Raw genomic sequence first — 26,586 nt, forward strand, 5'->3', positions numbered from 1 at the left:
CAGGCAGCGCCGGCCTCGCGGCAAGGCGGATCAGGACTTGCGCGGCACGCCGCCCAGCAGGGCGGCAACGGGGCGCTTGGGTCCCTGGCGGCCACGCGACAATGCCGCCGCAATCATCTCCTCGGCAGGCTTGGCCGGGGCGCTGTTCGGGCTCGGCTCGTAAGGACGCGAGAAGAAAGGGTCGTCCGACGGGCGGAATGCGGTGCGGCCACCGGCGTGGTCGTGGCGGCGGCGACGGTCATCGCTCTCTCCGTCACCATTGCCGCGGACACGGCGCACGTCCGCGCGCTGGCGGCGGCGATCGGCCTCTTCCTGGCGGGACTTCTCGCCGGTGGGATCGAACCCTTCCAGCGTGCCGCGCGGGACGCTGCGCTTGATCAGCTTTTCGATATCGGCGAGAAGACGCTCGTCGCCGGGCACGAAGATCGACAGCGCATCGCCGCTGGCGCCGGCGCGGCCGGTACGGCCGATGCGGTGCACGTAGTCTTCCGCGCTGAACGGCAGGTCGAAGTTGATCACGCACGGCATGTCGGCGATATCGAGGCCGCGTGCCGCGACGTCGGTGGCCACCAGCGCGTCGATGGTGCCGTTCTTGAAGCCTTCCAGCGTCTGCATGCGCTCGGTCTGGGTCTTGTCGCCATGGATTGCGGCGGCGTTGATGCCCTCGCGCTCCAGGTGGCGCGCCAGGCGCGAGCAGCCGATCTTGCTGTTGACGAACACGATGCACTGGCGCGACAGGCCCTGTTCGGCGCGCTGGCGCAGCAGGTGCACCACGGCAGCCTGCTTTTGGCCGTCTTCCACCTGGTACACCATCTGGCGCACGTTTTCATTGGTGGAGTTGCTGCGCGCCACTTCGATCGTGACCGGCTGCTTCAGGTAGCTCGCGGCCAGGCGCTTGATCTCGGGCGAGAACGTGGCCGAGAACAGCAGCGTCTGGCGCTGCGCCGGCAGCAGGTTGATGATGCGCTGCAGGTCCGGCAGGAAGCCCATGTCGAGCATGCGGTCGGCTTCGTCCAGCACCAGCATCTGCACCTGCGACAGGTTCACCGACTTCTGCTGCACGTGGTCGAGCAGCCGGCCCGGCGTGGCCACCAGGATTTCCACGCCGCGGCGCAGCGCGTCGGTCTGCGGGTTCATGTCGACGCCGCCGAACACCACCGTGCTGCGCAGGTCGGTGTGCTTGGCGTAGCGTGCAACGTTGTCATAGACCTGGTCGGCCAGCTCGCGCGTGGGCGTGAGCATCAGCGCGCGCACCGGGTGCCGTGCCGGCGAGGCGCTCGCGTTGGCCATAGGCAACAGGCGCTGGATGATCGGCAGCGCGAAACCAGCGGTCTTGCCGGTGCCGGTCTGGGCCGCGCCCATCACGTCCTTGCCGAGCAGCACCACGGGGATGGCCTGCGCCTGGATCGGCGTCGGCTTGGTATAGCCTTGCTCGGACAGGGCGCGCAGGATGCGCGCGTCCAGGCCAAAGCTCTCGAACGTCTGCTCGGCTGCGTTCTGGTCAGGTAGGGTCGTAGTTGTCATGGTATCGGGGTCTGGCGGGAGGCGAACCCGGCACAAACGGATACGCGTCTGGAACTCATCTCGCCTTGCTACAGGCCGGATCCGGGGCGGATCCTGGCGCGGCAATGCCTTTGACGGCATTTGCCCAAGCGAATCAAAGACTTACATTCTAGCACCTCTGCCGCCACGACAGGTGGGCAAGTCGGCACTGCGTGCACGACGGGTCTCGCCAACGGATTTCGCGAGCCAGTATGGGCGGCCCGGGTTTCAACAGCGTGTCACAAAGCGCGGCGATGATGATCGCCGATCCGCTGCCAGCCCCGGTCGGATCGCCATCAGACACGACAGGACATTGAACCCTTGAGCTTGACCCTGACCATGGATCTGGACTTTCTTCGCCAGGCGCGTGACCGCTTCCTGATGACTTCCACCGCTTTCCTGGGACTGGCGGGCGCAGCGGCCCTGGCCGCCCCATGCGGCCCGTCCGCCAGCCAGCCGGAGGGTGCCAGCCCGTCACTGCCGGCCTGGCCATTCGCGCCGCACAGCCTGCCGGCAACGGCCTGAGTGCGTGAGTTCCCCTGCGGCGATCAGGCCAGCAGCCGGTAAGCCAGCCGCGCCGCCACGCGCGCACCGCACCCATCGCGATCATAGGCGGGATTGAACTCGGCCAGCTCGGCCACGCGCAACTTGCCGCTGGCCATGATCACTTCCAGCACGGCCTCGACTACCGTCAACGGCACGCCATAAGCGGCGGGCGCCGACACCGCTGGCATCACGGCCGCCGGCAACACATCGAGATCGATGCTCAGATACACATGCGCGGCCGCGTCGATCCATCCCTGCAGTTCCGCCAGGCGCGCATCGAGATGGCGCTCCTGCATCAGCACATCCTCGACCCAGCGCACGTCCAGTAGCCGCGCGCGCTCGAACAGCGCGGCCGTATTGCCGAGACGGCTGACGCCGAGGCAGGCATAGTCGAAACGCAGGCCACGTTCGCGGCAGTCGTCGGCGATCTGGTCGAATGGCGTGCCCGAACTGGCCGGACGGCTCGAGCGCAGGTCGAAATGCGCGTCAAGATTGACCACCAGCACGCGGCCGCGGTCGTCACGCGCATCCAGGTGCGCGCGCAGGCCTTGCCAGGTGCCCCATGCCACTTCGTGGCCCCCGCCAAGGACCAGCGGACGGGCACCTGCCGCGAGCTCCGCGGCAACCACGCCTCCCAGCGCCTGCTGGGCGGCTTCGAGCCAATCGCCTTCGCACACCACGTCGCCGGCATCGTGCAGCGCCTGCACATCGTGGGCCGGCACGCCGGCCAGCGCGCGCCGGATCTCATGCGGCCCCGCCGCCGCGCCAACGCGCCCCTGGTTGCGCGCCACGCCGGCATCGCAGCAGAAGCCGATCAGCACCGGCGCACCGGGCTCGCGCTGCGTGCCCGCGCGCACGACGTTGAACAGGCGCCGCGTATCGCCGGCCTCGCCGTGATCGACGCGGCCGCGCCAGACACCTTGCATCGGCTGGCCCTCACGCAATACCGCCGCATTCATTTCAGGCGCCGTCCCAGCGTCTCGGGCACCAGCGCCAGACCGATCAGCGACACCACGCCGCAGCCGATCACATAGAGCGCCGGTGCATTGGCGTCACCAGTGATCTGGATCAGGCGCGTCGAGAAGTACTGCGCAAAGCCGCCGAAGATCGCGATCGCCACGCAGTAGGCAATCGACAGTCCGGTGGCACGCAGGCGCTGCGGCAGCACCTCGCTGACCAGCACCATCGATGCCGGCGCGGTCATCGACATCGGCACCGACAGGCAGGCCACCACCACCAGCAGCCGTGCCAGCGAGGGTTCGGCATTGATCAGCACGAACGCCGGGTAGACCATCACCAGCAGCGCCACGCGCGACCACAGCACGACCGTCTTGCGTCCGATGCGATCGGCCAGCCGGCCGGCGAACGGCGACAGCGCCACCTGGACCAGCGCTGCGATGCAACCGGCCCAGATGCTCAGCGACAGCGGCATCTTCAGCACGCTCACGGCGTAGTTGCTGAGGTAGTAGACAACGATATAGGTCGACGAGGCCAGGCCGATCATCAGCAGGATGCTGGCGAGCACCTCGCGTGCATGCTGGCGCAGCAGCGGCCATTGCGCGGCGTGTTCGCCGTGATGCGTCGGCTCGGCAGTCTCTTCCAGGCGGCGGCGGATCACCAGGCCGACCGGGATGACCAGAATGCCGATCAGGAACGCGAGACGCCAGCCCCATGATTCCAGCTCGGCCGGCGCCAGCACGTTGCTGAGCACCAGGCCGGTCACCGCGCCCAGCAGTGCCGCCAGCCCCTGGCTGAACGGCTGCCAGCCGGTATAGAAGCCGCGCGTCCGGTCATCGGCGTATTCGAGCAGCAGTGCGGTCGATGCGCCCATTTCCCCGCCGATGGCAAAGCCCTGCACCAGCCGCGCCAGCACCACCATCATCGGTGCAAGGATGCCGATCTGCGCGTACGGCGGCGTCACCACGAAAATCAGCGAACTCAGGCCCATCAGCCACAGCGTCAGCGCGACGGCCGGCTTGCGCCCCGCGCGGTCGGCATACATGCCGATCAGCAGGCCGCCGAGCGGGCGCATCAGGAAGCCGACACCGAAGGTGGCGAACGACATCAGCAGCTGCCCGGTCGGGTTGTCGACCGGGAAATACAGCCGGCCGATCAGCGTCGCAAAGAAGCTGTAGACCACGAAATCGTAGAACTCCAGGCCATTGCCGATGGTGATCGCGGCAATGGCGCGCGCACGCGAAAGCTGCGGCTGCGGCGCCGCAACCGCTGCGCTGGCGGTGGTTTGGATGGACATGGGTGTCTCCGGGAAACGGGATGGCAGCGGCCGGGCACCCCTTGGGCGCCCGGCCGTCAGAGCGGCTCTTGCTGGCCGATTCAGTCGCGCAACTTCAGTCGCGCAACATCGGCAGGTCCAGGCCCTGCTCGCGCGCGCAGTCGACGGCGATCTGGTAGCCGGCGTCGGCGTGGCGCATCACGCCCGTGGCAGGGTCGTTGTTCAGCACGCGGGCGATGCGCGCGGCGGCTTCATCGGTACCGTCGCAGACGATCACCACGCCCGAATGCTGCGAGAAGCCCATGCCGACGCCACCGCCGTGGTGCAGGCTCACCCAGGTGGCGCCGCTCGCGGTGTTGAGCAGCGCGTTGAGCAGCGGCCAGTCGGAGACAGCGTCGGAGCCGTCCTGCATGGATTCGGTCTCGCGGTTGGGGCTGGCGACCGAGCCCGAATCGAGGTGGTCGCGGCCGATCACGATCGGCGCCGACAGCTCGCCGCTGCGCACCATCTCGTTGAAGGCCAGGCCCAGCTTGGCACGCAGGCCCAGGCCGACCCAGCAGATGCGCGCCGGCAGGCCCTGGAAGCTGATACGCTCGCGTGCCATGTCGAGCCAGCGGTGCAGGTGCTCGTCGTCGGGGATCAGTTCCTTGACCCTGGCGTCGGTCTTGTAGATGTCCTGCGGATCGCCCGACAGCGCGGCCCAGCGGAACGGACCGATGCCGCGGCAGAACAGCGGACGGATGTAGGCCGGCACGAAGCCCGGGAAATCGAACGCGTTGTCGACGCCCTCTTCCTTGGCCATCTGGCGGATATTGTTGCCGTAGTCGAAGGTCGGCACGCCCAGCTTCTGGAAATCCAGCATGGCACGCACGTGCGCAGCCATCGAAGCCTTGGCGGCCTTGACCACCACGGCCGGCTCGCGCTGCGCGCGCTCGCGATACTCGTCCCAGCCCCAGCCCGCCGGCAGGTAGCCGTTGAGCGGGTCATGCGCGCTGGTCTGGTCGGTGACCATGTCCGGGCGCACGCCGCGGCGCACCAGTTCCGGCAGCACTTCCGCGGCATTGGCGCACAGCGCGATCGAAATCGCCTTGCCCTGCGAGGTATAGCGGTCGATACGGGCCAGCGCATCATCGAGGTCCGTAGCCTGTTCGTCGACATATCGCGTCTTCAGGCGGAAGTCGATGCGGCTCTGCTGGCATTCGATGTTCAGCGAGCACGCGCCGGCCAGCGTGGCGGCCAGCGGCTGCGCGCCGCCCATGCCGCCGAGGCCCGCGGTCAGCACCCAGCGGCCCTTGAGGCTGCCGCCGTAATGCTGGCGGCCGGCCTCGACAAAGGTTTCATACGTGCCCTGCACGATGCCCTGGCTGCCGATGTAGATCCACGAACCGGCGGTCATCTGGCCGTACATGGCCAGGCCCTTGGCGTCGAGTTCGTTGAAGTGTTCCCAGTTGGCCCAGTGCGGCACCAGGTTGGAGTTGGCGATCAGCACGCGCGGTGCGTCGCGGTGGGTGCGGAATACGCCGACCGGCTTGCCGGACTGGACCAGCAGGGTCTCGTCGTCTTCCAGGCGGGTCAGCACCTCGACGATGCGGTCATAGCACTCCCAGTTGCGCGCGGCGCGGCCGATGCCGCCATAGACCACCAGCTCCTTCGGGTTCTCCGCAACCTCGGGGTCGAGGTTGTTCATCAGCATGCGCAGCGGCGCCTCGGTCAGCCAGCTCTTGGCGGTCAGCTTGTTGCCACGCGGGGCACGAATCTCAATATCGCGGAAACGCGGGTTCTGGGGGTTCTCACTCATGGCAGCTCCTTCGGAATCACTGGCCCGGCCTCGCCGGGAAACATCATGTTATAGGCATGTATAGTCTTGTATATACAAGCATAGGTGTATTGGGGTATTCCCGAGGTCAGGCAAATATCGAAATCCGAATGTGGCGGCGCCCGGACTTGGCCGGGCGCGTTTGTCGGATCAGTAATGCAGGAGCGGGACCGTCAGGACGTGAACCGCCCTTCCAGCCGGTGCATGGAGCCGGGGTGCAGCAGGCGCACCGACGTCACGACACGGTTGGCAGACCAGGTGCGGCGGCGGATCAGCAGGCACGGCTCGCCGCGATCGATCTGCAGCAGCGCGCATTCTTCGGGCGTGGCCAGCACGGCCTCGACCACGTGCTCGCCTTCGGTCAGCGGGGCTACGCGCGACAGGTATTCGTACGGTGTCTGGCGGGTGAAGTCCTGCGCCAGGTAGTCGGGCGCCACCACCGCGTTGACATAGCGATCCTCGAGCTGGATCGGCATATCGTCCTCGTAGTGCACGATCACCGTGTGGAACACGCGCTGGCCCTCGCCCACATCGAGCGCGGCCGCGCGCGCGGCGCCTGCCACCTCTTCGCTGCTCTTCACCACCCTGGCATGGTGGCGGCGGCCGCGCGCCGCGATTTCCTCGGCGATATTGTTGACCGCGTACAGCGCGGAATTGCGCTTGGGCTCGGCGACAAACGTGCCGACACCCTGCATGCGCACCAGCAGCCCGTCGGCGGTCAGCTCCCGCAGCGCGCGGTTCACGGTCATGCGGCTCACGCCGAGTTCCTCGACCAGCTCGGTCTCGGACGGTACGCGATGATGCGGCGGCCAGCTGCCGTCGGCGATCCTGCCGCTGATGAATTGCTTGACGCGCGCATAGAGCGGCGCCGGCAGCGTGTCGGCCAGCCCGGCGGCTGGCTGGCCCGGCTGTGCGGAGGCTTGAGACAACGATTTTCCCCATGAGGCGGACACCATCGGCAACAGTGCCCGAGTGCCCGCCGGACTTGTATAGAGCGGTATTTACGTCACTGGCGAATGTACCACGCGGCTCGCGCCGGTCAACCCGTCGCGAGCCGCCGCAGCGCCGCCGGCTGCAACAGCTCCACCTGCCGGTAGTGGCGGCGTATCCAGCCGGCATCCTCCCAGGCCTGCAGGTACTTGGCGACGGTCTGCCGCGAACGGTTGACCATATCGCCGAGATCTTCGGCGGAGACCCGCACCACGTGGTCGGTCCGATCGGCCAGTTCGAGCAGGCGCGCGGCCATGCGCGCATCGACCGGCGCCTGCTGGGCCCGCTCGGCGTGGTCGAAGGCGACGCGCAGGCGCGCGCAGATTTGCTGGACGATCAGTTGCATGCCTTCCGGATGCGCGGCCAGGATGCGGTCGAAATCGCGCCGGCCCAGCACCAGCAGCTCGGTGCTGCCCACGGCGAACGCGTCATGCGTGCGCGGCTTGCCGTCGAGCAGCGAGATCTCGCCGAACCAGCGGCCGCGGCCCACCACCGAATAGACCGACTCGCGCCCGCTCGCGCTGACGCGGCTCATGCGCACGCGGCCCGCCAGCACCATGCAGAAATACGTGGGCGGATCCCCGCGCGCGAAGATCATGTCGCCGTCGCCGAAACGCTGGCGGCGTGCGGCCTTCTGCACGGCGTCGAGCACGCTGGCCGGCGCATTGCGCAGCCAGCCGCTCGCCACCACGCTGCGCGGCAGCGTCCTGCCGGAATCCACGGCTTTCACATCACCCTCCCCCTGGCCAAAGCGAGATTGTCCAATACTTAACAGACTTGCGCCCATGCCCGGGCCCAGAATGCCACCGCACTCACGACATAGACAGCACCCCCGGAGGCATACACATGGCGCAAATACAACTCGTCGATTCCGTCAGGGACCGCGTTTCCGACGCGGAATGGCAGATGCGCGTCGACCTGGCGGCGGCCTACCGCCTGGTCGCGCATTTCGGCTGGGACGACCTGATCTTCACCCACATCTCGGCACGCGTGCCCGACGCGCCGGACCAGTTCCTGATCAATCCCTACGGCATGCTGTTCGACGAGATCACGGCGTCCAGCCTGGTCAAGGTCGACCATCACGGCGTGCCCGTGCTGGCCACGCCGTACGACGTCAACCCCGCCGGCTTCATCATCCACAGCGCCGTGCACGAGGCGCGGCCCGAGATCGGCTGCGTCATGCACACCCACACCCCGCATGGTGTCGCAGTGTCGGCGCAGCAGGCCGGCCTGCTGCCGATCTCGCAGCAGGCGATGTTCGCGCGCATGGGCCTGGCCTACCACGACTATGAGGGCGTGGCGCTGCGCGAGGATGAGAAGGCACGGCTGGTAGCCGACCTCGGCAGCGGCAAGCAGATGATCCTGCGCAACCACGGCCTGCTGACCTGTGGCCGCTCGGTGGCCGACGCGTTCCTGACGATGTACACGCTGGAATCCGCATGCCGCGTCCAGATCCTGGCGCAGAGCGGCGGCACGCCGCTGACGCTGGTGCCGGAATCCGCCAGCGCCGACGCGGGCCAGCAGGCGCGCCAGGCCACCAAGGGCAAGGGTTCGGGTCTCGCATGGCCGGGCCTGCTGCGCCGCCTGGACCGTATCCAACCCGACTTCCGCCACTGACATGGGCATCCTCGTACATCTTCCGTCCTTCATGGCGGGTCCCATTACCGCCCAGTTGCGTGAAGCGGCGCCCGACATCCCGGTCTGGAACGGCCGCGAGAACGCGCCCGCCGATGAAGTCGAAGCGATCATCGCGTGGGGCCTGAAGCCCGGCGTGGTGCCCGCCTTCCGCAACCTGCGCCTGGTCTGCTGCGCGGCGGCCGGCGTCGACAAGCTGCTGGCCGCGCCCGACCTGCCGGAGCACATGCCGGTCACGCGCGTGGTCGACCCGGGCCAGCAGACCGGCATCGCGCACTACGTGCTGGCCATGGCCCTGCGCCACGCGCGGCGTCTGGGCACCTATGCCGAGCAGCAGCGCCGCGGCGAATGGAAGCGCCACCCGGCCCCCGACCTCGCGCGCTGCCGCGTCGGCGTGCTGGGCATGGGAGAAATCGGCAGCGCCGTGGCCCGCACGTTCGCGGCCATCGGCTTTCCGGTGGCGGGATGGAGCCGCAGTGGCAAAGGCATTCCCGGCGTCACCGACTTCATCGGCGACGCCGGCTTGTCCGCCATGCTCGCGCAGACCGACATCCTGGTCTGCACGCTGCCGCTCACACCGCAGACGCACGGCCTGCTCAACCGGCAGACGCTGTCGCAGCTGCCCGCCGGCGCGTTCTTCATCAACGTCGGCCGCGGCGAGCATCTGGCCGAACCCGACCTGGTCGCGCTGATCGACGAAGACCACCTGGCTGGCGCCGCGCTCGACGTGTTCGCGAAGGAACCGCCGGAGCCGGGCGATCCGGTGTGGAACCATCCGCGCATCGAGGCGACGCCGCATATCGCGTGCGATCCGTCGTATCAGCTCGTGGCACGGCAGTGTGTGGAAAACCTGCGCCGGATGCGCGATGGCAGGAAGTTGCTGAACCTGGTGGATCGGACGGCCGGATACTGAACCGGAAAAACCCGCTGCGCACGAACCGGCCATCGTGGTACACGATGCATATAATTTTGGTCGACCATGTGTTAGCCCACCCGCTCATGGGCGGCGACGCCACCGCCGCCGTGACGAAGATGCTCGAACACCTCGACCGCATCGACCACGTCGGCATTTTCGACCGCCACCAAGGATCCGGACCCATGCGCATCGCCCTGCTCAACCCGAACGCCAGCCAGCACATCACCGACCGCATGGTGTCGCAGGCCAGGCTAGCCACTGGCAACGCCTGCGAGATCTTCGGCCTGACCAATGCGACCGGACCGGCCGTCATCCGCTCGCGCGTGGACAATGCCGCCGCGATCGACGGCCTGCTGAAGCTGGCGCGCTCACTGGATGACAATGTCGACTCAGTGATCCTCGGCGTATCCATGGACACCGCGCTTCATGCATTGCGGCAGATGCTCGCCATGCCCGTGGTGGGAACGACCGAAGCCGCGCTCGCCACCGCGAGCCTGCTCGGCGGCAGGATCGGGCTGCTGACGGTCGGCCCGGCATTGACGCCGCTGTACGCTGAACTGGCTGCGACGTACGGCCATGCGGGGCGGGTCGCGGGAATCCGCGGCATCGAGACGACCGCCGCCTATGGTGCCGAACTCGCTCCCGAGGTCCGCGCGATGATGCGCGATGCCGTCACGACACTCAGCCGGGAAGACGGAGCGGACGTGGTCGTCACCGTGGCGGCGGCGCTGTGCGGCTACGTTCCCGCGGTTGCCGAACTGACCGATGTGCCGCTACTCGACGGCATCGCCTGCGCGGCCGTGCAGGCCGTGGCACTTGCTCAATTGCGTCCGCGCAAGGCCACCTACGGCAGCTTCGCCACACTGCGACACTGAATCGGCAGACGGGGCTGCTGCCGCGATAGTGCCGACGCAATGTTGGGCTGACGATCCGGCCTGCCAAAGAAAAAAACCCCTCGGCGCGGGGTGCTCCGAGGGGCTCAAGGCCTGTAGGCGGAGGAGACCGGTGCCTACCTGGTCAGTGTACGGGGGCCGCCTGCCTGGCCGCATCACCCAAATTGGTGATGGGATGTGCCACCCTGGTCAGTACATAGCCCTCGCCAACTACACAAGAACTACACAAAACAAAAAAGGGTTTGCAGGAAATCTCCCGCAAACCCTTATCAGTATTGGTGGGCCTCCCGTGAGTCGAACACGGCACCAACGGATTATGAGTCCGCTGCTCTAACCAGGCATGAGCTAGAGGCCCGAGGAAGCGTTTAGTTGCCTTCCAGGAAACTCTTGAGCTTATCAGAGCGGCTCGGATGGCGCAGCTTGCGCAGTGCCTTGGCCTCGATCTGGCGGATACGTTCACGCGTGACGTCGAACTGCTTGCCGACCTCTTCCAGCGTGTGGTCGGTGCTCATTTCGATGCCGAAGCGCATGCGCAGCACCTTGGCTTCGCGCGGCGTGAGCGAGTCCAGCACGTCCTTGACGACGTCGCGCATGGAGCCGTGCAGCGCCGCCTCGGCCGGGGCCAGCGTGTTGGTGTCCTCGATGAAATCGCCCAGATGCGAGTCGTCGTCATCACCGATCGGCGTTTCCATGGAGATCGGCTCCTTGGCGATCTTCATGATCTTGCGGATCTTGTCTTCCGGCATCTCCATCTTCTCGGCCAGCGTTGCCGGATCCGGCTCGTTGCCGGTTTCCTGCAGGATCTGGCGCGAGATGCGGTTCATCTTGTTGATCGTCTCGATCATGTGCACCGGAATACGGATGGTGCGCGCCTGGTCGGCGATCGAGCGCGTGATGGCCTGGCGGATCCACCACGTGGCGTACGTCGAGAACTTGTAGCCGCGGCGGTATTCGAACTTGTCCACCGCCTTCATGAGGCCGATGTTGCCTTCCTGGATCAGGTCCAGGAACTGGAGGCCGCGGTTCGTGTACTTCTTCGCGATCGAGATCACCAGGCGCAGGTTGGCCTCGGTCATCTCGCGCTTGGCTTCGCGGGCGCGCTTCTCGCCCTCGGCCATCTTGCGGTTGACGTCCTTCAGTTCCTTCAGCGGCAGAACCACGCGTGCCTGCAGGTCGATCAGCTTCTGCTGCAGTTCATGCACGGCCGGCACGTTGCGCTCGACGATGGCGCTATACGCCTTGCCATCCGCAATGACCGTGTGGATCCACTCGAGGTTGGTCTCGTTGCCCGGGAAGCGGGCGACGAAATCCGCGCGCGGCATGCCGCACTTGTCCACCACGTTGTTCAGGATCGCGCGTTCCAGCTTGCGCACTTCGTCCACCTGGCCACGCAAGGTGTCGCAAAGGCGTTCGACGCTGCGCGCCGTGAAGCGGATGCCCATCAGCTCGGACTGGATCGCTTCCTGGGCCTTCACGTAAGGCTTGGACTTGTAGCCCTCCTTCTCGAAGGCGCGGCGCATCTTGTCGAACTGTTCGGCGATGACGCGGAATTTTTCCAGCGCGGACAGCTTCAGCTCTTCGAGCTGGCGTGCCGAGGCACCGGCGCCGGCAGCATCGTCGTCGTCCTCGTCCTCGTCGGATTCCTCGTCTTCGTCCGACTCCAGGTCTTCTTCTTCCGAGGCCGATGCACCCGCGGCCTCCTGGGCCACTTCGTCGGCGTTCGGGTCGATCAGGCCGTCGACGAATTCATCGATCTTGATCTCGTCGCTGGCGACGCGCTCGGCATTGGCCAGGATCTCCGAGATCGTGACCGGGCAGGCGGAAATGGCCATCACCATGTCCTTCAGGCCCGCCTCGATACGCTTGGCAATGACGATTTCGCCTTCGCGCGTCAGCAGCTCCACCGTGCCCATTTCACGCATGTACATGCGCACGGGGTCGGTGGTGCGGCCGAACTCCGAGTCCACCGTCGACAGGGCGGCTTCGGCTTCTTCCTCTGCCTCTTCCTCGCTGGTGGCCGACGGAGCGTTGTCGTTCAGCAGCAGCGTTTCGGCGTCCGGCGCCTGCTCGTACACGGCGATGCCGATGTCGTTCAGGGTGGCGACGAGCGTGTCGATCGTCTCCGAGTCGACCATGTCGTCCGGGAGGTGATCGTTGATTTCCGCGTAGGTCAGGTAGCCGCGCGACTTGCCAAGCTTGATCAGCGCCTTGAGCTTCTGGCGGCGCAACTCGAGTTCTTCCTCCGTGCCCTGCTGGGTCGAGGCGAATTCCTTCAGCAGGGCCTTTTCCTTGGCCTTGCGGTCCTTGGCCTTCTGCTTTTCGGTCTTCGGAGCCGCGGCGGGTGTCGCCGCGCGGCTATCGTTCTCGTCAAACTCTTCGATCACGTCGTCTGTCGTGCTGTCGCCGTGCTGCATCTGGGCCTTGGGCTTGCGGCCGCGCTTTTTCGGCTCCGGCTTGCTTGCCGGCGCTGCGGGACGCTCGGATGCAACGGCTGCAGGAGACGCGGCGCGCGCCTTGGTGGCCGGCGCGGCAGCGCCCGCCTTGGCGCCTGTGCTCTTGGCACCGGCTGCTGCCGCCTGCTTGCTTTCGACTTCGGTATTCTGCTGTTTCGCCACGGTGATACTCTTGCCTTTCACTGGTGCAGATGCGGCGACCTTGCCGCTCGTACTGGCGCTCTTGCCGCTCTCGCGTGCCGAAGTCGAGGCCTTTGTCGTTTCGGATGTGCGATTCCTGGTGGCAGTGGTCAGGGCGGGCGATTCGACGCCTCGCGCTGATTTTGATGGCGCAGACCGGGGGGCCGGAGTCTTGACTGACGCGGTCGATGTCTTCGCCGCCGTCGATTTCACAGACGCCTTGCCGCTCCCTGATTGGGGAGCTTTCACGGAAACCTTTTCGGTTGCTTTGGCCTTTGCCATTGGCACGCTCACTTTCACCAGATCTGGAGAGAAAGATTTCGCAATCCAAACCGGCTATTGTAGCACGCCACAGATAGCCAGCTTCCTGTCAGGTATGGTTTTCACCTGAAAAATCAAGGCTTAAGCTCGAGACTGCATCGGCTCAAGCCTTTACATCCTCATTCCTGCCACCCCCAAATGCGCCTTTTACCGCACGCACCCGGTGCGCTACCCAAGCCGTCTGCGACGATGGACTTCGCCGACCAGCCAGCGCATGCGCTCCTTGGCCGCCTCATCCGCAGTACCCGCCACCACGGCGGCCTGAAGCCTTTCCAGCTCCCGGCTCAGTGGTTCGGCCAGCAGCTTCGTGACGGCCGCGTCGAACTCTTGTGTCGCGGGCTCCTCTTCAATCTCTTCGCGCAGCACCGCCGTGCGCGCTGCCGCATACACCTCGGCATAGGGCGATTGCGCGAGATGCTCGCTGAATGCCGCAAAATTCACCTGCCCCTCCACCTCGTCGCAGGCGGCGACCAGGTGCGCGAGCACCTCGGCATCGCCGCCCTCCGCTCCAAGCAGCAGCGCCCGGCTATCCTCGTCCAGCCGCGCCGATAGTGACGGATAGCACATCAGCAACTGCAGCACGCGCTGCTCCAGGCCGGTCGGTGCCTGGCGCCGGGCGCGCGGGCGCGGCTGCGCAAAGCGGCCAGCGCGGGCCGGGTCGCTGCGCAGGCCGCAGATCGCCTCGATTTCGGCGGGCGTCGTGCCGGTAGCATCGGCAAGTTCGCGGATAATCTGTAGCCGCAGGCCGCCGGCCGGCATGGCCTGCAGCAGCGGCTTGGCCTCGTACTGCGCGCGGGCGCGGCCTTCGGGCTGGCGCATGTCCAGCTCTTCCGTCACCGACTGCAGCAGGAAGCGTGATAGCGGCATGGCATCGCGCACCTGCGCCGCAAACGCCTCGGTTCCCTCTTCGCGCACATAGCTGTCCGGATCGTGCTCGGCCGGCAGGAACAGGAAGCGAATGGCCTTGTTGTCGGCCACGTGCGGCAAGCAGGCCTCCAGGGCCCGGCGCGCGGCACGGCGGCCCGCCGCATCCCCGTCGAACGAGAACACCACCGAATCGGTCTGCCGCAACAGCTTCTGCACGTGCACGGGCGTGCACGCCGTGCCCAGCGTGGCCACGGCATTGGCAAACCCGAGCTGCGCCAGCGCCACGACATCCATATACCCTTCGACCACCAGGACGTAGCCGGTTTCCCGGATGGCGTGACGGGCCTCAAACAGCCCGTACAATTCGGTGCCCTTGCTGAACAGCGGCGTCTCCGGCGAGTTCAGGTACTTGGGCTCGCCCTGCCCCATGACCCGCCCGCCAAAGCCGATGACGGCCCCCTTGGTATTACGGATGGGGAACATGATGCGATCGCGGAAGCGGTCGTAGCGGCGTGGCTTGCCGTCCGCATCGCGCTTTTCACTGCTCTCGATCAGAAGGCCGGACTCCACCAGCGGGGCCGCGATCGCGTCGTCCCGGTAGCTGCCAAACACGGCCTCCAGGCCCTGCCAGTCGTCCGGCGCGTAGCCAAGGCCGAAACTGGCCGCGATCTCGCCCGTCAGCCCACGTCCTTTCAGATACTGGATAGCTTGCGGGGCGCCCCGCAGCTGGCGCCGGTAGAAATCGGTAGCGCGCGTCATGGCATCGGACAAGGCCACCGAGCGTGCCTGCTGCTCGGCGCGCTGGCCCGGCGGCAGGCGATCGCGCTCCTCGGGGACGGACATGCCGACCGACTGGGCCAGCTCCCGGACCGCTTCCGGGTAGGACTGCCCGGAATACTCCATCAGGAAACCAATGGCTGAGCCGTGCGCCCCACAGCCGAAGCAGTGATAGAACTGCTTGGTGGGCGATACCGTGAAAGACGGGGACTTCTCGTTGTGAAACGGGCAAAGCCCCATGAAATTGGCGCCGCCCTTCTTCAGCTGCACATACTTGCCCACCACATCGACAATGTCGACACGGTTGAGCAGGTCCTGAATGAAGGATTGCGGAATCACCCGACTGACCGTCCTGATGGCATGGCCGGCCCGTGGACGGGCAGCCGCTTTTTAAGAATGTGTGACCGGAAGTGCTCCCGGCTGCTATCGAATCATTGTAGTGTAGGCACGACATTACGCCCGCACTATCTGCATCGCCGCCCAATCCCGTCGATCAGGCGGCGAAACCATGATAACTGAATTAAACGTGCGCTTACTTGGCAAGGGCGGCCTTGACCTGCGCAGACACGGCGGTCATGTCGGCACGGCCAGCCAGCTTGGCCTTGAGCACGCCCATGACCTTGCCCATATCCTGCGGGCCGGCGGCACCGGTATCTGCGACGGCCTGCTGGACTTCAGCGGCCACTTCGGCATCGGACAGCGCGGCCGGCATATAGACCTTCAGCACTTCGACCTCGGCCTGCTCCTTCTGCACCAGGTCGTCGCGACCTGCCTGCTGGAATTGGGTGATCGAGTCCTTGCGCTGCTTGAGCATTTTGTCCACAACCGCCAGCACTGCGGCGTCGTCCAACTCGATGCGCTCGTCGACTTCACGCTGTTTGATCGCCGCTTGCAACAGGCGGATGGTGCCGAGGCGCTCGGTTTCGCGGGCGCGCATGGCGGCCTTCATGTCGTCGCTGATTCGGGCTTTGAGGGACATCGTGATCTTCCGGAAACGGTTTTGGCGGGCGGCTGCCGGCAAGCCAGAAACGCAAAAACCCGCCGCGGCCTGGCCACAGCGGGCCTGCGCGCAAGGGCGGGCGCGGTCAGCTTTTCTACAGCCAGTTATGCAGAGTCGTTGATTGTAGCACCACGACCTGGTGACCGAAGGCGCCTGCGCCGTGCGCCCGGCGTCGCATTCACGCCACGGCGCGGCCACTGCGCGCGGCCTCGGCCACGGCCTGTCCGGCCGCGACGGCCGAAGCCCAGGCCCACTGGAAATTGTAGCCTCCGAGCCACCCGGTCACATCGACCACTTCGCCAATGAAATAGAGTCCCTGAACCTCACGCGCCATCATGGTGGTGGAAGACAGCCCGCGCGTATCGACCCCGCCCAGCGTCACTTCGGCCTTGCGATAGCCTTCCGTACCGGACGGCACCAGGCGCCAGTCGTTCAGCGCCGCCCCCAGCCTACGCAGCGCCTTGTCCGCAATATCATGCAGCGGCAGGCTGCCGTCCACACCGGCGGCCGTGCACCAGGCGTCCGCCAGCCGCGCCGGCAAACGCTGGGCCAGCAGGTTGGCCAGGTGCTTGCGGGTGCCAGCCTTCTGCTCGAGCAGCCAGCCGCCGGCATCCTCGCCATCGAACAGGTCAATCTTGATGGGCGTCCCCGGGTGCCAGAAGCTCGATATCTGCAGCACCGCCGGACCGGACAGGCCACGGTGCGTCCACAGCAGGTCTTCGCGGAAAGCGCCCGCAGTCTTGCCCGAGCCAGTAGAGATATCCACCTCGAGCGACACCCCCGCCAGCGGCACAAACGGTTGCCAGGCCTGGCCGTCGAAGGTCAGCGGCACCAGCGCCGGCCGGGTTTCCACGACCTTCAGGCCGAACTGGCGGGCAATGCGGTAGCCGAAGTCGGTGGCCCCGATCTTCGGGATCGACAGGCCGCCGGTTGCCACTACGATCGCCCCCGCGCGCACGGTACCCTGCGAGGTCAGCAACAGGTAGTCGTCGCCCTCGCGGCGGATCTCGGCGACGCTGCAGCCGGTCTGCCAGCGCACATGGCCGGCGTCGCACTCGGCGCGCAGCATGGCGATGACGTCTTCGGCGCTGTCGTTGCAGAACAGCTGGCCGCGATGCTTCTCGTGCCAGTCGATGCGGTAGCGCCGCATCAGGTCCAGGAAATGCTGCGGCGTGTAGCGCGCCAGCGCCGAGCGGCAGAAGTGAGGATTGGCCGACAGGTAGTTGGCCGGCCCCGCCTGCAGATTGGTGAAATTGCAGCGGCCGCCGCCGGAAATCCGGATCTTTTCGGCCAGCCGCGTGGCATGGTCGATCAACACCACGCGTGCGCCGCCCTGGCCCGCCACGGCGGCGCACATCATGCCGGCCGCTCCCGCGCCCAGCACCGCCACGTCATACCGGCCCGCCTGCAAGCCCGCCGAACCGCTCATCCCAATCCTCGCCAATCCAGACCCTGCCAACGCAGGAAAGCGCAGATTGTAGCGAAAAGCACGCCAGCCGCCGGTGTGCTACCCTGCTAGGTTTCACGCAACCCGTTGTTTTGACGGCTGTTTCCACCGGATCCCGACCGGGCCGGAGAGCCGCACCTGTTCCCTCATGCTTGTCCTCGGCATCGAATCCTCCTGCGACGAAACCGGCCTGGCCCTCTACGACACCGACGCCGGCCTGCTCGCGCATGCCCTGCATTCGCAGATCGCGATGCACCGCGATTACGGCGGCGTGGTACCCGAGCTGGCTTCGCGCGACCACATCCGCCGCGTGCTGCCGCTACTGCAGCAGGTGCTGGGCGACGCCGGCCGCACCCGCGCCGACATCGACGCGATTGCATTCACCCAGGGCCCGGGACTGGCCGGTGCGCTGCTGGTCGGCGCCTCGGTCGCCAATGCGCTGGGCTTCGCGCTGAACGTGCCGATGATCGGCGTGCATCATCTCGAAGGCCACCTGCTGTCGCCGCTGCTTACGCGCGAGCCGCCGCCGTTCCCGTTCGTGGCGCTGCTGGTTTCCGGCGGCCACACCCAGTTGATGGAAGTGAAAGGCATCGGCGACTATGCCCTGCTCGGCGAAACGCTCGACGACGCTGCCGGCGAAGCCTTCGACAAGACCGCCAAGCTTCTCGGCCTCGGCTATCCCGGCGGCCCCGAGGTCTCGCGCCTGGCCGAGTTCGGCGTGCCCGGCGCGTTCGAGCTGCCGCGGCCGATGCTGCATTCGGGCAACCTCGACTTCTCGTTTGCCGGGCTCAAGACCGCCGTGCTGACGCAGACGCGCAAGCTGGCCAACACCTGCGAGCAGGACCGCGCCAACCTGGCGCGCGCATTCGTCGATGCCATCGTCGATGTACTGGCCGCAAAATCCATGTCCGCGCTCAAGCAGACCGGCCACAAGCGGCTGGTGGTAGCCGGCGGCGTCGGCGCCAACCGGCAGCTGCGCGAACGCCTGGACCAGCTCGGCAAGCAGCGCAAGATCGACGTCTATTACCCGGACCTGGCCTTCTGCACCGACAACGGCGCGATGATCGCTTTCGCCGGCGCCATGCGCCTGCAGGCCGCGCCCCAGCTCGCTCAGCGCAACTACGGCTATGGCGTGACGCCGCGCTGGGACCTGTCGGATATCCGCCTGCCATCTGCAGCCTGAACAACCTGCCGCCTGACCCCCTGCCGGCACAGGAAACAACAAGGCCACCGCGAAGGTGGCCTTGTTGTTTGAGCGGGAGACAGGCTTACGCCGCCGGCTCCAGCCGCTTGTCGCGCTCGATCACCGCATAGGCGCTGTGGTTGTGGATCGACTCGAAGTTCTCGGCTTCGAGCACATAGGCGACGATGCGCTCATCGGCATTGAGCCGCATGGCGATGTCGCGCACCAGGTCTTCCACGAACTTCGGGTTCTCGTAGGCGCGCTCGGTCACGAACTTCTCGTCGGGCCGCTTGAGCAGGCCCCACAGCTCGCACGAGGCCTCTTCTTCGGCCATGCGCACCAGCGCTTCCACCGGCAGCTCGCCGGCAAGCTCCACGTTCATCGTGATGTGCGAACGCTGGTTGTGCGCGCCGTACTGCGAGATCTTCTTCGAGCATGGGCACAGGCTCGTCACCGGCACCAGCGCCTTCAGGAACACGCGCGTCACGCCGTTGCGGATCTCGCCGGTCAGCGTGACCTCGTAGTCCATCAGCGACTCCACGCCAGACACGGGCGCGATCTTGCTGATGAAGTACGGGAACGTGACTTCGATGCGGCCCGCCTCGGCTTCCAGCTTTTCCAGCATCTTGTCGAGCAGCACGCGGAAGCTTGCCAGCTCCAGCGGGGCGCGCTCTTCTTCCAGCAGCGCGACGAAGCGCGACATATGCGTGCCCTTGACCTCGGCAGGCAGGTGCACGTCGAGGTTGAAGGTGCCCACGCTCGGGACCACGCCGGCCGGCGTCTTCAGCGAGACCGGGTAGCGCACGCCCCTGACACCGACACGCTGGATGGGGATCTGGCGGGTGTCACGGCTCGACTGGACGTCGGGCATCACGAAGGCGGGATTGATGTCATTCATCTACGGTTTCCTCCAGGACCGCACCAGGGGGTGGCGCAAGCCCTTACGGTCGCGGCATTTTCGCAGTCCATCCATGCCGCGCAACGAGTGTGAAACCACGGCGCCGGCAACACTCATGCCGACCCGCAGCTGCGAACACAAAAATGGGAAGTTTAAGGGAATTCACACGGAGCCGCCGGAAGCGGCTCCGTACCCTTACAGGTCGTACGGGTGATCGCGCACCCGTACCGTGCGTGCGTCAGGCCACGCGCGAAGCGATCGCGACGGGCGTCTGGCCAATGCCGAAGCGCTCGCGCACGGAACGTTCGATTCCAGCGGCATCGAGCCCGCACTGCGACAGCAGCAGGGCCGGGTCGCCATGATCGATGAAGCGGTCGGGCAGGCCCAGCACCAGCACCGGGATGTCGATGCCCGCTTCGGCCAGCGCCTCGAGCACGGCGCTGCCGGCGCCACCCATGACGCTGCCCTCTTCCACCGTCACCAGGTAGTCGTGCCCGCTGGCGAGACGCTTGACCAGCTCGACGTCGAGCGGCTTGACGAAGCGCATGTCGGCCACCGATGCGTCCAGCGCCTGCGCCGCGCCGAGCGCAGGATGCACCATCGAGCCGAAGCCCAGGAACGCCACGCGCTGGCCCGCGCGCGCGCCGCCGGTGCGGCGCATCACGCCCTTGCCGACCGGCACGTCCGTCAGCGCCGCCTCGATCGCCACGCCCTGGCCGGCGCCGCGCGGATAGCGCACGGCGGTCGGGCAATCCTGGTGGAACGCGGTCGTCAGCAACTGGCGGCACTCGTTCTCGTCGGACGGCGTCGTCACCATCATGTTGGGGATGCAGCGCAGATACGCGATATCGTAGGCACCCGCGTGCGTGGCGCCATCGGCGCCCACGAGGCCCGCGCGGTCCAGCGCGAACACCACCGGCAGGTTCTGCAGCGCCACGTCGTGGATCAGCTGGTCATAGCCGCGCTGCAGGAACGTCGAGTAGATCGCCACGACCGGCTTCAGGCCCTCGCAGGCCATGCCGCCCGCGAACGTCACCGCGTGCTGCTCGGCGATGCCGACGTCGTAGTAGCGATCCGGGAAGCGCTTCTCGAACTCGACCATGCCCGAGCCTTCGCGCATCGCCGGCGTAATGCCGATCAGGCGCTTGTCGGCAGCGGCCATGTCGCACAGCCAGTCGCCGAAGACCTGCGTATAGGTCTTGCGGGCCGGCTTGGCGGCCGGGCGGATGCCTTCGGCCGGGTTGAACTTGCCCGGGCCGTGATAGAGGATCGGATCGGCCTCGGCCAGCTTGTAGCCCTGGCCCTTCTTGGTCACCACGTGCAGGAACATCGGACCCGCGCCTTCGAGCGCGCGCTTGCGGATGTTCTGCAGCGTCGGCACCAGCGAATCGAGGTCGTGGCCGTCGATCGGCCCGATGTAGTTGAAGCCGAACTCCTCGAACAGCGTCGCCGGCACCATCATGCCCTTGGCGTGTTCCTCGAAGCGCTTGGCGAACTCCAGCACCGGCGGCGCCACCGACAACACTTTCTCGAGACCCTTCTTGGTGGCCGCGTAGAACTGGCCGCTCAGCAACCGCGCCAGGTGCTTGTTGAGCGCGCCCACCGGCGGCGAAATCGACATGTCGTTGTCATTCAGCACCACCAGCAGCGGCAGGTCCTTGTAGACGCCGGCATTGTTCAAGGCCTCGAAGGCCATGCCCGCGGTCATTGCCCCGTCGCCGATCACGGCGATCGACACACGCTTCTCGCCAAGCGTGCGCGCACCCAGGGCCATGCCCAGCGCGGCCGAGATCGAGGTCGACGAATGCGCCGTGCCGAAGGTGTCGTACTCGCTTTCGCTGCGGCGCGGGAAGCCCGAGATGCCGCCGAACTGGCGCAGCGTGTTCATGCGGTCGCGCCGGCCGGTCAGGATCTTGTGCGGATAACTCTGATGGCCCACGTCCCAGACCACGCGGTCGTCAGGGGTATGGAAGACGTAGTGCAGCGCGATGGTCAGTTCCACCGTGCCGAGGTTCGACGACAGGTGGCCGCCAGTCTGCGAGACCGACTCCAGCACATAGGCGCGAAGTTCATCGGCCAGTGTCCGCAATTCGCGCCGGTCCAGCTTGCGCAGGTCTGCGGGGGCGTCAATCTTTTTGAGCAGTGCGTAGGTCATGATGTCCGTTCGGCCGCCGGTTTCTGCTGTCCGGCTTGTCAGTTCAATGTGTGCGCAGCACGATCAGGTCAGCCAGATCGGCCAGGCGGGTCGCCCGCTCGCCGAATCCGGCAAGGGCGTCGTGCGCGGACTGGCGCAGCTCGGCCGCCAATGCGCGCGCCGCTTCCAGTCCCATCAGCGAGACATAGGTCGGCTTGTCGTGCGCGGCGTCCTTGCCCGCCGTCTTGCCCAGCGTGGCGGTATCGGCGGTGACGTCCAGAATATCGTCCACCACCTGAAACGCCAATCCCACGGCCGCGGCGTATCGGTCCAGCGCGGCCAGGCCATGTGCGTCGATTTCACCACACAGCGCGCCCATGCGCACGCTCGCGCGCAGCAGCGCGCCGGTCTTCATGCGGTGCATGGCTTCGAGCGCCTCGCGCGACATGGCCTTGCCGACGTTCTGCAGGTCGATGGCCTGCCCGCCGGCCATGCCGACGGAGCCAGAAGCCACGGCCAGTTCGGCCACCAGCTTCAGCCGCGCCTCGGGCCGCACCGCCTGCGCCTGGGCCAGCACGATGAACGCCTGGGTCTGCAGCGCGTCGCCCACGAGCAGCGCGGTGGCCTCGTCATAGGCCTTGTGCACGGTCGGGCGGCCGCGGCGCAGGTCGTCGTCGTCCATGCAGGGCATGTCATCATGCACCAGCGAATAGGCGTGGATCATCTCCACCGCGCAGGCCGCGGCGTCGCACGCCTCGGCACTCGCACCCGTCACTTCGCCGGCAGCATGCACCAGCAACGGCCGCACGCGCTTGCCGCCGCCGAGCACAGCATAACGCATGGCCTCGTGCAGTGTATGCGGCACGGTGTCGGCATTTGGCAACGCCTGGTCCAGCGCGGCCTCGGTCCGGGCGCCCTGCGCCCGCATCCAGCTTGCAAAATCGGTCATTCCTGCTCCAGGCCGTTGGTGTTGCCGGCATCACCGGTCATGGGCTTCAGCACGTCGCCCTCGAGTACCCTGACCTGCTGCTCCACCCGCTCGAGCTTCTGCTGGCAATAGCGGACCAGCTCGGCGCCGCGGCGGTACGCCGCCAGCGAGGCTTCCAGCGGCAACTCGCCGCTTTCCATGCTCGCCACCAGCGTCTCGAGCTCGGCCATCGCCGCTTCATACGAAGCGGGCGGCACGGAGCCTGTCGCAGTGTCGTCGGTCGGGACCGGATCGGTCGTGGTTTTTGGCATGTCAGGCCCTGGAACAGTGGGAAGCCCGGATTTTACGCCAAACGCGGGCCCCGCCCCACCCCGATCCTGGCCGCATACATCACCCGGATGCGCCTCTTGACCGGAATGTGACTTGTGCGCTCGGGTCGTCTTTCCGAATGCGCCCGGTACGGCACCCCGATGACGACCCGGGTCGACTTTTTCGCTAAAAAGGCAAAAAAATCAGGCCCTTAACTTTTTGGGGTGGGGTACAATCCCCGGCTCGTCGCCGCAGTCCGCGCAGGCCCTGCCAGGCTCGCAACGCCGGTCGACAAGTGTTTCCCAAATCGATTCATTTTTCGATGGTTGGGTTGTTCACTGCTTTCACCTGTTATCTGGGAGTGGGGATAATGTCCAATCTCAGCACCGCGCTCAAACTGGCGCCGGCTGATACGCAACTGCCCGTGGATGTCTATTTCGACGAGGCGTTGTATCAACAAGAACTAGAACTGCTGTTCAGGAATGGCCCGGGCTATGTCGGCCACGAACTGATGGTCCCCGAGGTAGGCGACTACCACACGCTCAAGGCGGAGGACGAGGGCCGCATGCTGGTCCGCAATGCGGCTGGCGTGGAGCTGATGTCCAACGTCTGCCGCCATCGCCAGGCCATCATGCTCAACGGCAAGGGCAACTCGAAGAACATCGTCTGCCCGCTGCACCGCTGGACCTACGACCTGAAGGGCGAACTGCTCGGCGCGCCACATTTCGACCGGCAGCCCTGCCTTCACCTGAAGCGCTCGCCGCTGCAGAACTGGAACGGCCTGCTGTTCGACGGCAAGCGCGACGTGCGCGCCGACCTGGCCAGGCTGGGCGTGGCCGAGGACCTGAACTTCGAAGGCTACATGCTCGACCACGTCGAGGTCCACGAGTGCAACTACAACTGGAAGACCTTCATCGAGGTCTATCTGGAGGACTACCACGTCGTGCCGTTCCACCCGGGACTGGGCAGCTTCGTCTCGTGCGACGACCTGAAGTGGGAGTTCGGCGAGTGGCACAGCGTGCAGACCGTGGGCTTGCACGCCGGCCTGAAGCGGCCCGGCAGCATGACGTACCAGAAGTGGCACGACGAGGTCCTGCGCTTCAACAACGGCGTGCTGCCCAAGCACGGCGCGATCTGGCTGACGTACTACCCCAACATCATGGTGGAGTGGTACCCCAATGTGCTGGTGGTCTCCACGCTGCACCCCATGGGGCCGCGCAAGACCCGCAACGTGGTCGAGTTCTACTATCCCGAGGAAATCACGCTGTTCGAGCGCGAGTTCGTCGAGGCCGAGCGCGCCGCCTACATGGAAACCTGCATCGAGGATGACGAGATCGCCGAACGCATGGATGCCGGCCGCCTGGCGTTGCTCAGGCGCGGCACCAGCGAGGTCGGTCCGTACCAGTCGCCGATGGAAGACGGCATGCAGCACTTCCATGAATGGTACCGGCGCGCCATGGCCTATCAGGGCTGAGGGGCATCGAACGGCGGGCGATTACCGCACAAGGCCAGCAGGAACGGACCGCCCAGGCGGTCCGTTTTGCGTTGGCGGCGCCACAACGCACGCTACAATGGCTGCCCGGTGGGGCTGTACTGCCTCACCGCCCCGATTCGCGACGCGGGGCCGCCGCACCATGAAGCCCCCCTCGCGCGCCATTCGATCCGCCTCCTCCTCCCCTTGCCATGCAATCGCTCTGGATGTTGTTTGCCGCCTTCTCGTTCTCGTTGATGGGGGTGGGCGTCAAGCTGGCATCCGAGTTCTACACCACGGGCGAAATCGTCTTCTATCGCAGCGTGATCGGCGCCGGCATCATGTGGGCGCTGATGGCCTCGCAGGGCGTCTCGGTGCGCACGCCGCACATGCTTACGCACGTCAAGCGCAGCGTGTTTGGCGTGACCGCGCTGCTGCTGTGGTTCACGTCGATCACCCTGCTACCGCTGGCCACGGCCATGACGCTGAACTACATGTCGCCGGTGTGGATCGCGCTGATCCTGGGTGCCAGTGCCGCGCTCGCGGGCACGGCGGGCAACGCCGACAAGAAGCTGATCGTGGCCATCCTGATGTCGTTCGCCGGGGTCCTGTTCCTGCTGCAGCCCTCGGTGGGCAAGGACCAGCTCACGGGCGGCCTGGTCGGCCTGATTTCCGGCATGTTCACCGCGCTGGCCTATGTCGAGGTCCGGCAGCTCGGACAGCTTGGCGAGCCCGAGCACCGCATCGTCTTCTACTTCTCGGCCGTGGGCCTGGCAGTCGGCCTGGTCTGGATGCTGTATTCCGGGCCCAGCGCGCACACCTGGCACGGCGCGGCCCTGCTGGTCGCCATCGGCATCCTGGCCACGCTCGGCCAGACCGCCATGACGCGCGCCTACAAGCGCGGCAATACGCTGCTGACCGCCAACCTGCAGTACGCCGGCATCGTGTTCGCGAGCATCTGGGGCATGCTGATCTGGTCGGACCGGCTCAACTGGATCTCGTGGCTGGGCATGGGGCTGATCGTCGCCAGCGGCATCGCCACCACGCTGGCCCGCGCGCGCCAGGATTCCGGACACAAGCCGACGCCGGACACCCCGGTCAAATCGCCCGAGGCGGAAGTACATCCGGAGGTGTAGCATTTTCCCGAACACCGATCGCTCAGGAGCCCCATGCCAAACCCGCTGATCTCCGTCGCCGCGCTGCAGGCCCTGCAGGCCACGCCCGCGCGCCACGTCGTCGTCATCGATTGCAGCTTTGACCTGGCCAACCCGGCCGCCGGCCGCGAAGCCTACCACCAGGGCCATTTGCCCGGCGCGTTCTACCTGCATCTCGACAATGAGCTGTCGGGACCGAAGACCGGCAGCAACGGCCGCCATCCCCTGCCCGACCCCGATACCTTCACGGCCCGCCTGCGCGCGCTCGGCGTGAACCGCGACACCGAAGTCGTCGCCTACGACGCACAGGGCGGCATGTACGCCGCCCGGCTGTGGTGGATGCTGCGCTGGATCGGCCACGCCGCCGTGACCGTGCTCGATGGCGGCAAGCTCGCGTGGGTCAAGGCAGGACTGCCGCTGGAACATGGCGCGACGCCCGAACCCGAGACACCGGGCAATCTGGCGCGCGGTGAGCCGCTGGTCGCAATCGTGGACGCCGCCGCGCTGCTCGAAAACCTGGACCAGCCAACGCGGCTGGTCGTGGATGCGCGTGCGCCGGACCGCTTCCGCGGCGAGAACGAGACGCTCGACCCCGTTGGCGGACATATCCCCGGCGCAGCGAACCGCTTCTTCAAGGACAACCTGACAGCGGAAGGCCAGTTCAAGCCAGCGGCCGAACTGCGCGCCGAGTTTGCGGCAGTGCTGGGCCAGCATGCGGCGACAAACGCCGTGATGCAATGTGGCTCCGGCGTCACCGCGTGCCACAACCTGCTCGCGCTGGAAGTTGCCGGCCTGGAAGGCGCCGCACTGTATCCGGGCTCCTGGAGCGAATGGTGCGCCGATCCGGCCCGCCCCGTTGCAAGGGGCGTCGCGGGTTGAGCCTGCCCTGAACG

The 26,586-nt window shown here is 66.6% G+C and carries 23 protein-coding genes and 1 tRNA gene; 9 read left to right on the forward strand and 15 right to left on the reverse strand.

Features of this window, described 5'->3' with window-relative positions; genetic code table 11:
* Nucleotides 1-30: 30 nt before the first annotated feature.
* Nucleotides 31-1,524 carry a DEAD/DEAH box helicase gene (locus CupriaWKF_RS11855; RefSeq protein ID WP_276098065.1) on the reverse strand — a complete coding sequence of 498 codons (1,494 nt, stop codon included), beginning with the start codon at nucleotides 1,522-1,524 and terminating at the stop codon, nucleotides 31-33.
* Nucleotides 1,525-1,863: 339 nt separating this feature from the next.
* Between CupriaWKF_RS11855 and CupriaWKF_RS11860 the strand changes: the two genes are divergently transcribed.
* Entirely contained in the window at nucleotides 1,864-2,067 is a 204-nt protein-coding gene (locus tag CupriaWKF_RS11860) for a hypothetical protein (protein WP_276098066.1), read from the forward strand.
* A 23-nt stretch (nucleotides 2,068-2,090) separates the two neighbouring features.
* On the opposite strand, the gene hutG is transcribed toward CupriaWKF_RS11860, so the two are convergent.
* The 5 genes from hutG to CupriaWKF_RS11885 all read right to left on the reverse strand — a co-directional run bounded on the left by hutG (nucleotide 2,091) and on the right by CupriaWKF_RS11885 (nucleotide 7,857).
* A complete protein-coding gene (hutG, locus tag CupriaWKF_RS11865) occupies nucleotides 2,091-3,047 on the reverse strand; it encodes a formimidoylglutamase (RefSeq protein ID WP_276098067.1) in 957 nt (318 codons plus the stop codon).
* A complete protein-coding gene (locus CupriaWKF_RS11870) occupies nucleotides 3,044-4,342 on the reverse strand; it encodes an MFS transporter (protein ID WP_276098068.1) in 1,299 nt (432 codons plus the stop codon). The genes hutG and CupriaWKF_RS11870 overlap by 4 nt, the downstream gene beginning before the upstream one ends.
* A gap of 94 nt (nucleotides 4,343-4,436) precedes the next feature.
* Nucleotides 4,437-6,119, reverse strand: a complete 1,683-nt coding sequence (gene hutU / locus CupriaWKF_RS11875; protein ID WP_276098069.1) for a urocanate hydratase — start codon at nucleotides 6,117-6,119, stop codon at nucleotides 4,437-4,439.
* Between the two features lie 191 nt (nucleotides 6,120-6,310).
* On the reverse strand, nucleotides 6,311-7,066 hold the full coding sequence (hutC, locus tag CupriaWKF_RS11880; RefSeq protein ID WP_276098070.1) for a histidine utilization repressor: 756 nt from the start codon (nucleotides 7,064-7,066) through the stop codon (nucleotides 6,311-6,313).
* A gap of 110 nt (nucleotides 7,067-7,176) precedes the next feature.
* On the reverse strand, nucleotides 7,177-7,857 hold the full coding sequence (locus tag CupriaWKF_RS11885) for a Crp/Fnr family transcriptional regulator (RefSeq protein ID WP_276098071.1): 681 nt from the start codon (nucleotides 7,855-7,857) through the stop codon (nucleotides 7,177-7,179).
* A gap of 116 nt (nucleotides 7,858-7,973) precedes the next feature.
* Here CupriaWKF_RS11885 and CupriaWKF_RS11890 point away from each other — a divergent pair, with 116 nt between their 5' ends.
* The 3 genes from CupriaWKF_RS11890 to CupriaWKF_RS11900 are packed head-to-tail and all read left to right on the forward strand — an operon-like array spanning nucleotide 7,974 to nucleotide 10,553.
* A complete protein-coding gene (locus tag CupriaWKF_RS11890; RefSeq protein ID WP_276098072.1) occupies nucleotides 7,974-8,744 on the forward strand; it encodes a class II aldolase/adducin family protein in 771 nt (256 codons plus the stop codon).
* A gap of 1 nt (nucleotide 8,745) precedes the next feature.
* Nucleotides 8,746-9,675 carry a glyoxylate/hydroxypyruvate reductase A gene (locus tag CupriaWKF_RS11895; RefSeq protein WP_276098073.1) on the forward strand — a complete coding sequence of 310 codons (930 nt, stop codon included), beginning with the start codon at nucleotides 8,746-8,748 and terminating at the stop codon, nucleotides 9,673-9,675.
* Nucleotides 9,676-9,719: 44 nt separating this feature from the next.
* The gene (locus tag CupriaWKF_RS11900; RefSeq protein ID WP_276098074.1) at nucleotides 9,720-10,553 is read left to right on the forward strand and encodes an aspartate/glutamate racemase family protein; all 834 of its coding nucleotides are present in this window, start codon (nucleotides 9,720-9,722) and stop codon (nucleotides 10,551-10,553) included.
* A gap of 294 nt (nucleotides 10,554-10,847) precedes the next feature.
* On the opposite strand, the gene CupriaWKF_RS11905 is transcribed toward CupriaWKF_RS11900, so the two are convergent.
* Nucleotides 10,848-10,926, reverse strand: a tRNA-Ile gene (locus tag CupriaWKF_RS11905).
* A 10-nt stretch (nucleotides 10,927-10,936) separates the two neighbouring features.
* On the reverse strand, nucleotides 10,937-13,207 hold the full coding sequence (rpoD, locus tag CupriaWKF_RS11910) for an RNA polymerase sigma factor RpoD (RefSeq protein WP_276098075.1): 2,271 nt from the start codon (nucleotides 13,205-13,207) through the stop codon (nucleotides 10,937-10,939).
* Between rpoD and CupriaWKF_RS11915 the strand changes: the two genes are divergently transcribed.
* Nucleotides 13,197-13,595, forward strand: a complete 399-nt coding sequence (locus CupriaWKF_RS11915) for a hypothetical protein (protein ID WP_276098076.1) — start codon at nucleotides 13,197-13,199, stop codon at nucleotides 13,593-13,595. The genes rpoD and CupriaWKF_RS11915 overlap by 11 nt on opposite strands.
* Before the next feature lie 98 nt (nucleotides 13,596-13,693).
* Here the strand turns inward: CupriaWKF_RS11915 and dnaG are convergent, their stop codons facing one another.
* From dnaG to CupriaWKF_RS11930, 3 genes are all read right to left on the reverse strand, one after another.
* Nucleotides 13,694-15,508, reverse strand: coding sequence for a DNA primase (gene dnaG, locus CupriaWKF_RS11920; RefSeq protein ID WP_276098077.1), 1,815 nt, complete (start codon nucleotides 15,506-15,508; stop codon nucleotides 13,694-13,696).
* A gap of 193 nt (nucleotides 15,509-15,701) precedes the next feature.
* Entirely contained in the window at nucleotides 15,702-16,148 is a 447-nt protein-coding gene (locus tag CupriaWKF_RS11925; RefSeq protein WP_276100782.1) for a GatB/YqeY domain-containing protein, read from the reverse strand.
* A 199-nt stretch (nucleotides 16,149-16,347) separates the two neighbouring features.
* The gene (locus tag CupriaWKF_RS11930) at nucleotides 16,348-17,598 is read right to left on the reverse strand and encodes an NAD(P)/FAD-dependent oxidoreductase (protein WP_276098078.1); all 1,251 of its coding nucleotides are present in this window, start codon (nucleotides 17,596-17,598) and stop codon (nucleotides 16,348-16,350) included.
* 166 nt (nucleotides 17,599-17,764) lie between these two features.
* On the opposite strand from CupriaWKF_RS11930, the gene tsaD reads away from it, so the two are divergent.
* A complete protein-coding gene (gene tsaD / locus CupriaWKF_RS11935; RefSeq protein ID WP_276098079.1) occupies nucleotides 17,765-18,799 on the forward strand; it encodes a tRNA (adenosine(37)-N6)-threonylcarbamoyltransferase complex transferase subunit TsaD in 1,035 nt (344 codons plus the stop codon).
* Nucleotides 18,800-18,884: 85 nt separating this feature from the next.
* Here tsaD and folE2 read toward each other — a convergent pair whose 3' ends face one another.
* The 4 genes from folE2 to CupriaWKF_RS11955 form a co-directional block, all read right to left on the reverse strand.
* Nucleotides 18,885-19,697 carry a GTP cyclohydrolase FolE2 gene (gene folE2 / locus CupriaWKF_RS11940; RefSeq protein WP_276098080.1) on the reverse strand — a complete coding sequence of 271 codons (813 nt, stop codon included), beginning with the start codon at nucleotides 19,695-19,697 and terminating at the stop codon, nucleotides 18,885-18,887.
* Between the two features lie 238 nt (nucleotides 19,698-19,935).
* Nucleotides 19,936-21,852 carry a 1-deoxy-D-xylulose-5-phosphate synthase gene (dxs, locus tag CupriaWKF_RS11945; protein ID WP_276098081.1) on the reverse strand — a complete coding sequence of 639 codons (1,917 nt, stop codon included), beginning with the start codon at nucleotides 21,850-21,852 and terminating at the stop codon, nucleotides 19,936-19,938.
* A 43-nt stretch (nucleotides 21,853-21,895) separates the two neighbouring features.
* Nucleotides 21,896-22,780 (reverse strand): polyprenyl synthetase family protein, encoded by an 885-nt coding sequence (locus CupriaWKF_RS11950; protein ID WP_276098082.1) that lies wholly within the window; start codon nucleotides 22,778-22,780, stop codon nucleotides 21,896-21,898.
* Nucleotides 22,777-23,070: an exodeoxyribonuclease VII small subunit gene (locus CupriaWKF_RS11955; RefSeq protein ID WP_276098083.1), complete on the reverse strand. Its 294-nt coding sequence runs from the start codon at nucleotides 23,068-23,070 to the stop codon at nucleotides 22,777-22,779. Before CupriaWKF_RS11955 ends, CupriaWKF_RS11950 begins: the two co-directional genes overlap by 4 nt.
* 368 nt (nucleotides 23,071-23,438) lie before the next feature.
* Between CupriaWKF_RS11955 and CupriaWKF_RS11960 the strand changes: the two genes are divergently transcribed.
* From CupriaWKF_RS11960 to CupriaWKF_RS11970, 3 genes are all read left to right on the forward strand, one after another.
* Nucleotides 23,439-24,542 carry an aromatic ring-hydroxylating dioxygenase subunit alpha gene (locus tag CupriaWKF_RS11960; protein WP_276098084.1) on the forward strand — a complete coding sequence of 368 codons (1,104 nt, stop codon included), beginning with the start codon at nucleotides 23,439-23,441 and terminating at the stop codon, nucleotides 24,540-24,542.
* Between the two features lie 209 nt (nucleotides 24,543-24,751).
* Nucleotides 24,752-25,675, forward strand: a complete 924-nt coding sequence (locus CupriaWKF_RS11965; RefSeq protein ID WP_276098085.1) for a DMT family transporter — start codon at nucleotides 24,752-24,754, stop codon at nucleotides 25,673-25,675.
* Nucleotides 25,676-25,708: 33 nt separating this feature from the next.
* Entirely contained in the window at nucleotides 25,709-26,572 is an 864-nt protein-coding gene (locus CupriaWKF_RS11970; protein WP_276098086.1) for a sulfurtransferase, read from the forward strand.
* Nucleotides 26,573-26,586 lie beyond the last annotated feature (14 nt).

Source organism: Cupriavidus sp. WKF15 (assembly GCF_029278605.1).
Lineage (GTDB): Bacteria > Pseudomonadota > Gammaproteobacteria > Burkholderiales > Burkholderiaceae > Cupriavidus.

What these genes read in the sequence shown, in the direction of transcription:
- CupriaWKF_RS11855 (WP_276098065.1), bottom strand. Translation starts at nt 1,524, where the DNA reads ATGACAACTACGACCCTACCTGACCAGAACGCAGCCGAGCAGACGTTC.
- hutG (WP_276098067.1), bottom strand. Translation starts at nt 3,047, where the DNA reads ATGAATGCGGCGGTATTGCGTGAGGGCCAGCCGATGCAAGGTGTCTGG.
- CupriaWKF_RS11870 (WP_276098068.1), bottom strand. Translation starts at nt 4,342, where the DNA reads ATGTCCATCCAAACCACCGCCAGCGCAGCGGTTGCGGCGCCGCAGCCG.
- hutU (WP_276098069.1), bottom strand. Translation starts at nt 6,119, where the DNA reads ATGAGTGAGAACCCCCAGAACCCGCGTTTCCGCGATATTGAGATTCGT.
- CupriaWKF_RS11890 (WP_276098072.1), top strand. Translation starts at nt 7,974, where the DNA reads ATGGCGCAAATACAACTCGTCGATTCCGTCAGGGACCGCGTTTCCGAC.
- CupriaWKF_RS11895 (WP_276098073.1), top strand. Translation starts at nt 8,746, where the DNA reads ATGGGCATCCTCGTACATCTTCCGTCCTTCATGGCGGGTCCCATTACC.
- CupriaWKF_RS11900 (WP_276098074.1), top strand. Translation starts at nt 9,720, where the DNA reads ATGCATATAATTTTGGTCGACCATGTGTTAGCCCACCCGCTCATGGGC.
- CupriaWKF_RS11925 (WP_276100782.1), bottom strand. Translation starts at nt 16,148, where the DNA reads ATGTCCCTCAAAGCCCGAATCAGCGACGACATGAAGGCCGCCATGCGC.
- CupriaWKF_RS11930 (WP_276098078.1), bottom strand. Translation starts at nt 17,598, where the DNA reads ATGAGCGGTTCGGCGGGCTTGCAGGCGGGCCGGTATGACGTGGCGGTG.
- tsaD (WP_276098079.1), top strand. Translation starts at nt 17,765, where the DNA reads ATGCTTGTCCTCGGCATCGAATCCTCCTGCGACGAAACCGGCCTGGCC.
- folE2 (WP_276098080.1), bottom strand. Translation starts at nt 19,697, where the DNA reads ATGAATGACATCAATCCCGCCTTCGTGATGCCCGACGTCCAGTCGAGC.
- dxs (WP_276098081.1), bottom strand. Translation starts at nt 21,852, where the DNA reads ATGACCTACGCACTGCTCAAAAAGATTGACGCCCCCGCAGACCTGCGC.
- CupriaWKF_RS11950 (WP_276098082.1), bottom strand. Translation starts at nt 22,780, where the DNA reads ATGACCGATTTTGCAAGCTGGATGCGGGCGCAGGGCGCCCGGACCGAG.
- CupriaWKF_RS11955 (WP_276098083.1), bottom strand. Translation starts at nt 23,070, where the DNA reads ATGCCAAAAACCACGACCGATCCGGTCCCGACCGACGACACTGCGACA.
- CupriaWKF_RS11960 (WP_276098084.1), top strand. Translation starts at nt 23,439, where the DNA reads ATGTCCAATCTCAGCACCGCGCTCAAACTGGCGCCGGCTGATACGCAA.
- CupriaWKF_RS11965 (WP_276098085.1), top strand. Translation starts at nt 24,752, where the DNA reads ATGCAATCGCTCTGGATGTTGTTTGCCGCCTTCTCGTTCTCGTTGATG.
- CupriaWKF_RS11970 (WP_276098086.1), top strand. Translation starts at nt 25,709, where the DNA reads ATGCCAAACCCGCTGATCTCCGTCGCCGCGCTGCAGGCCCTGCAGGCC.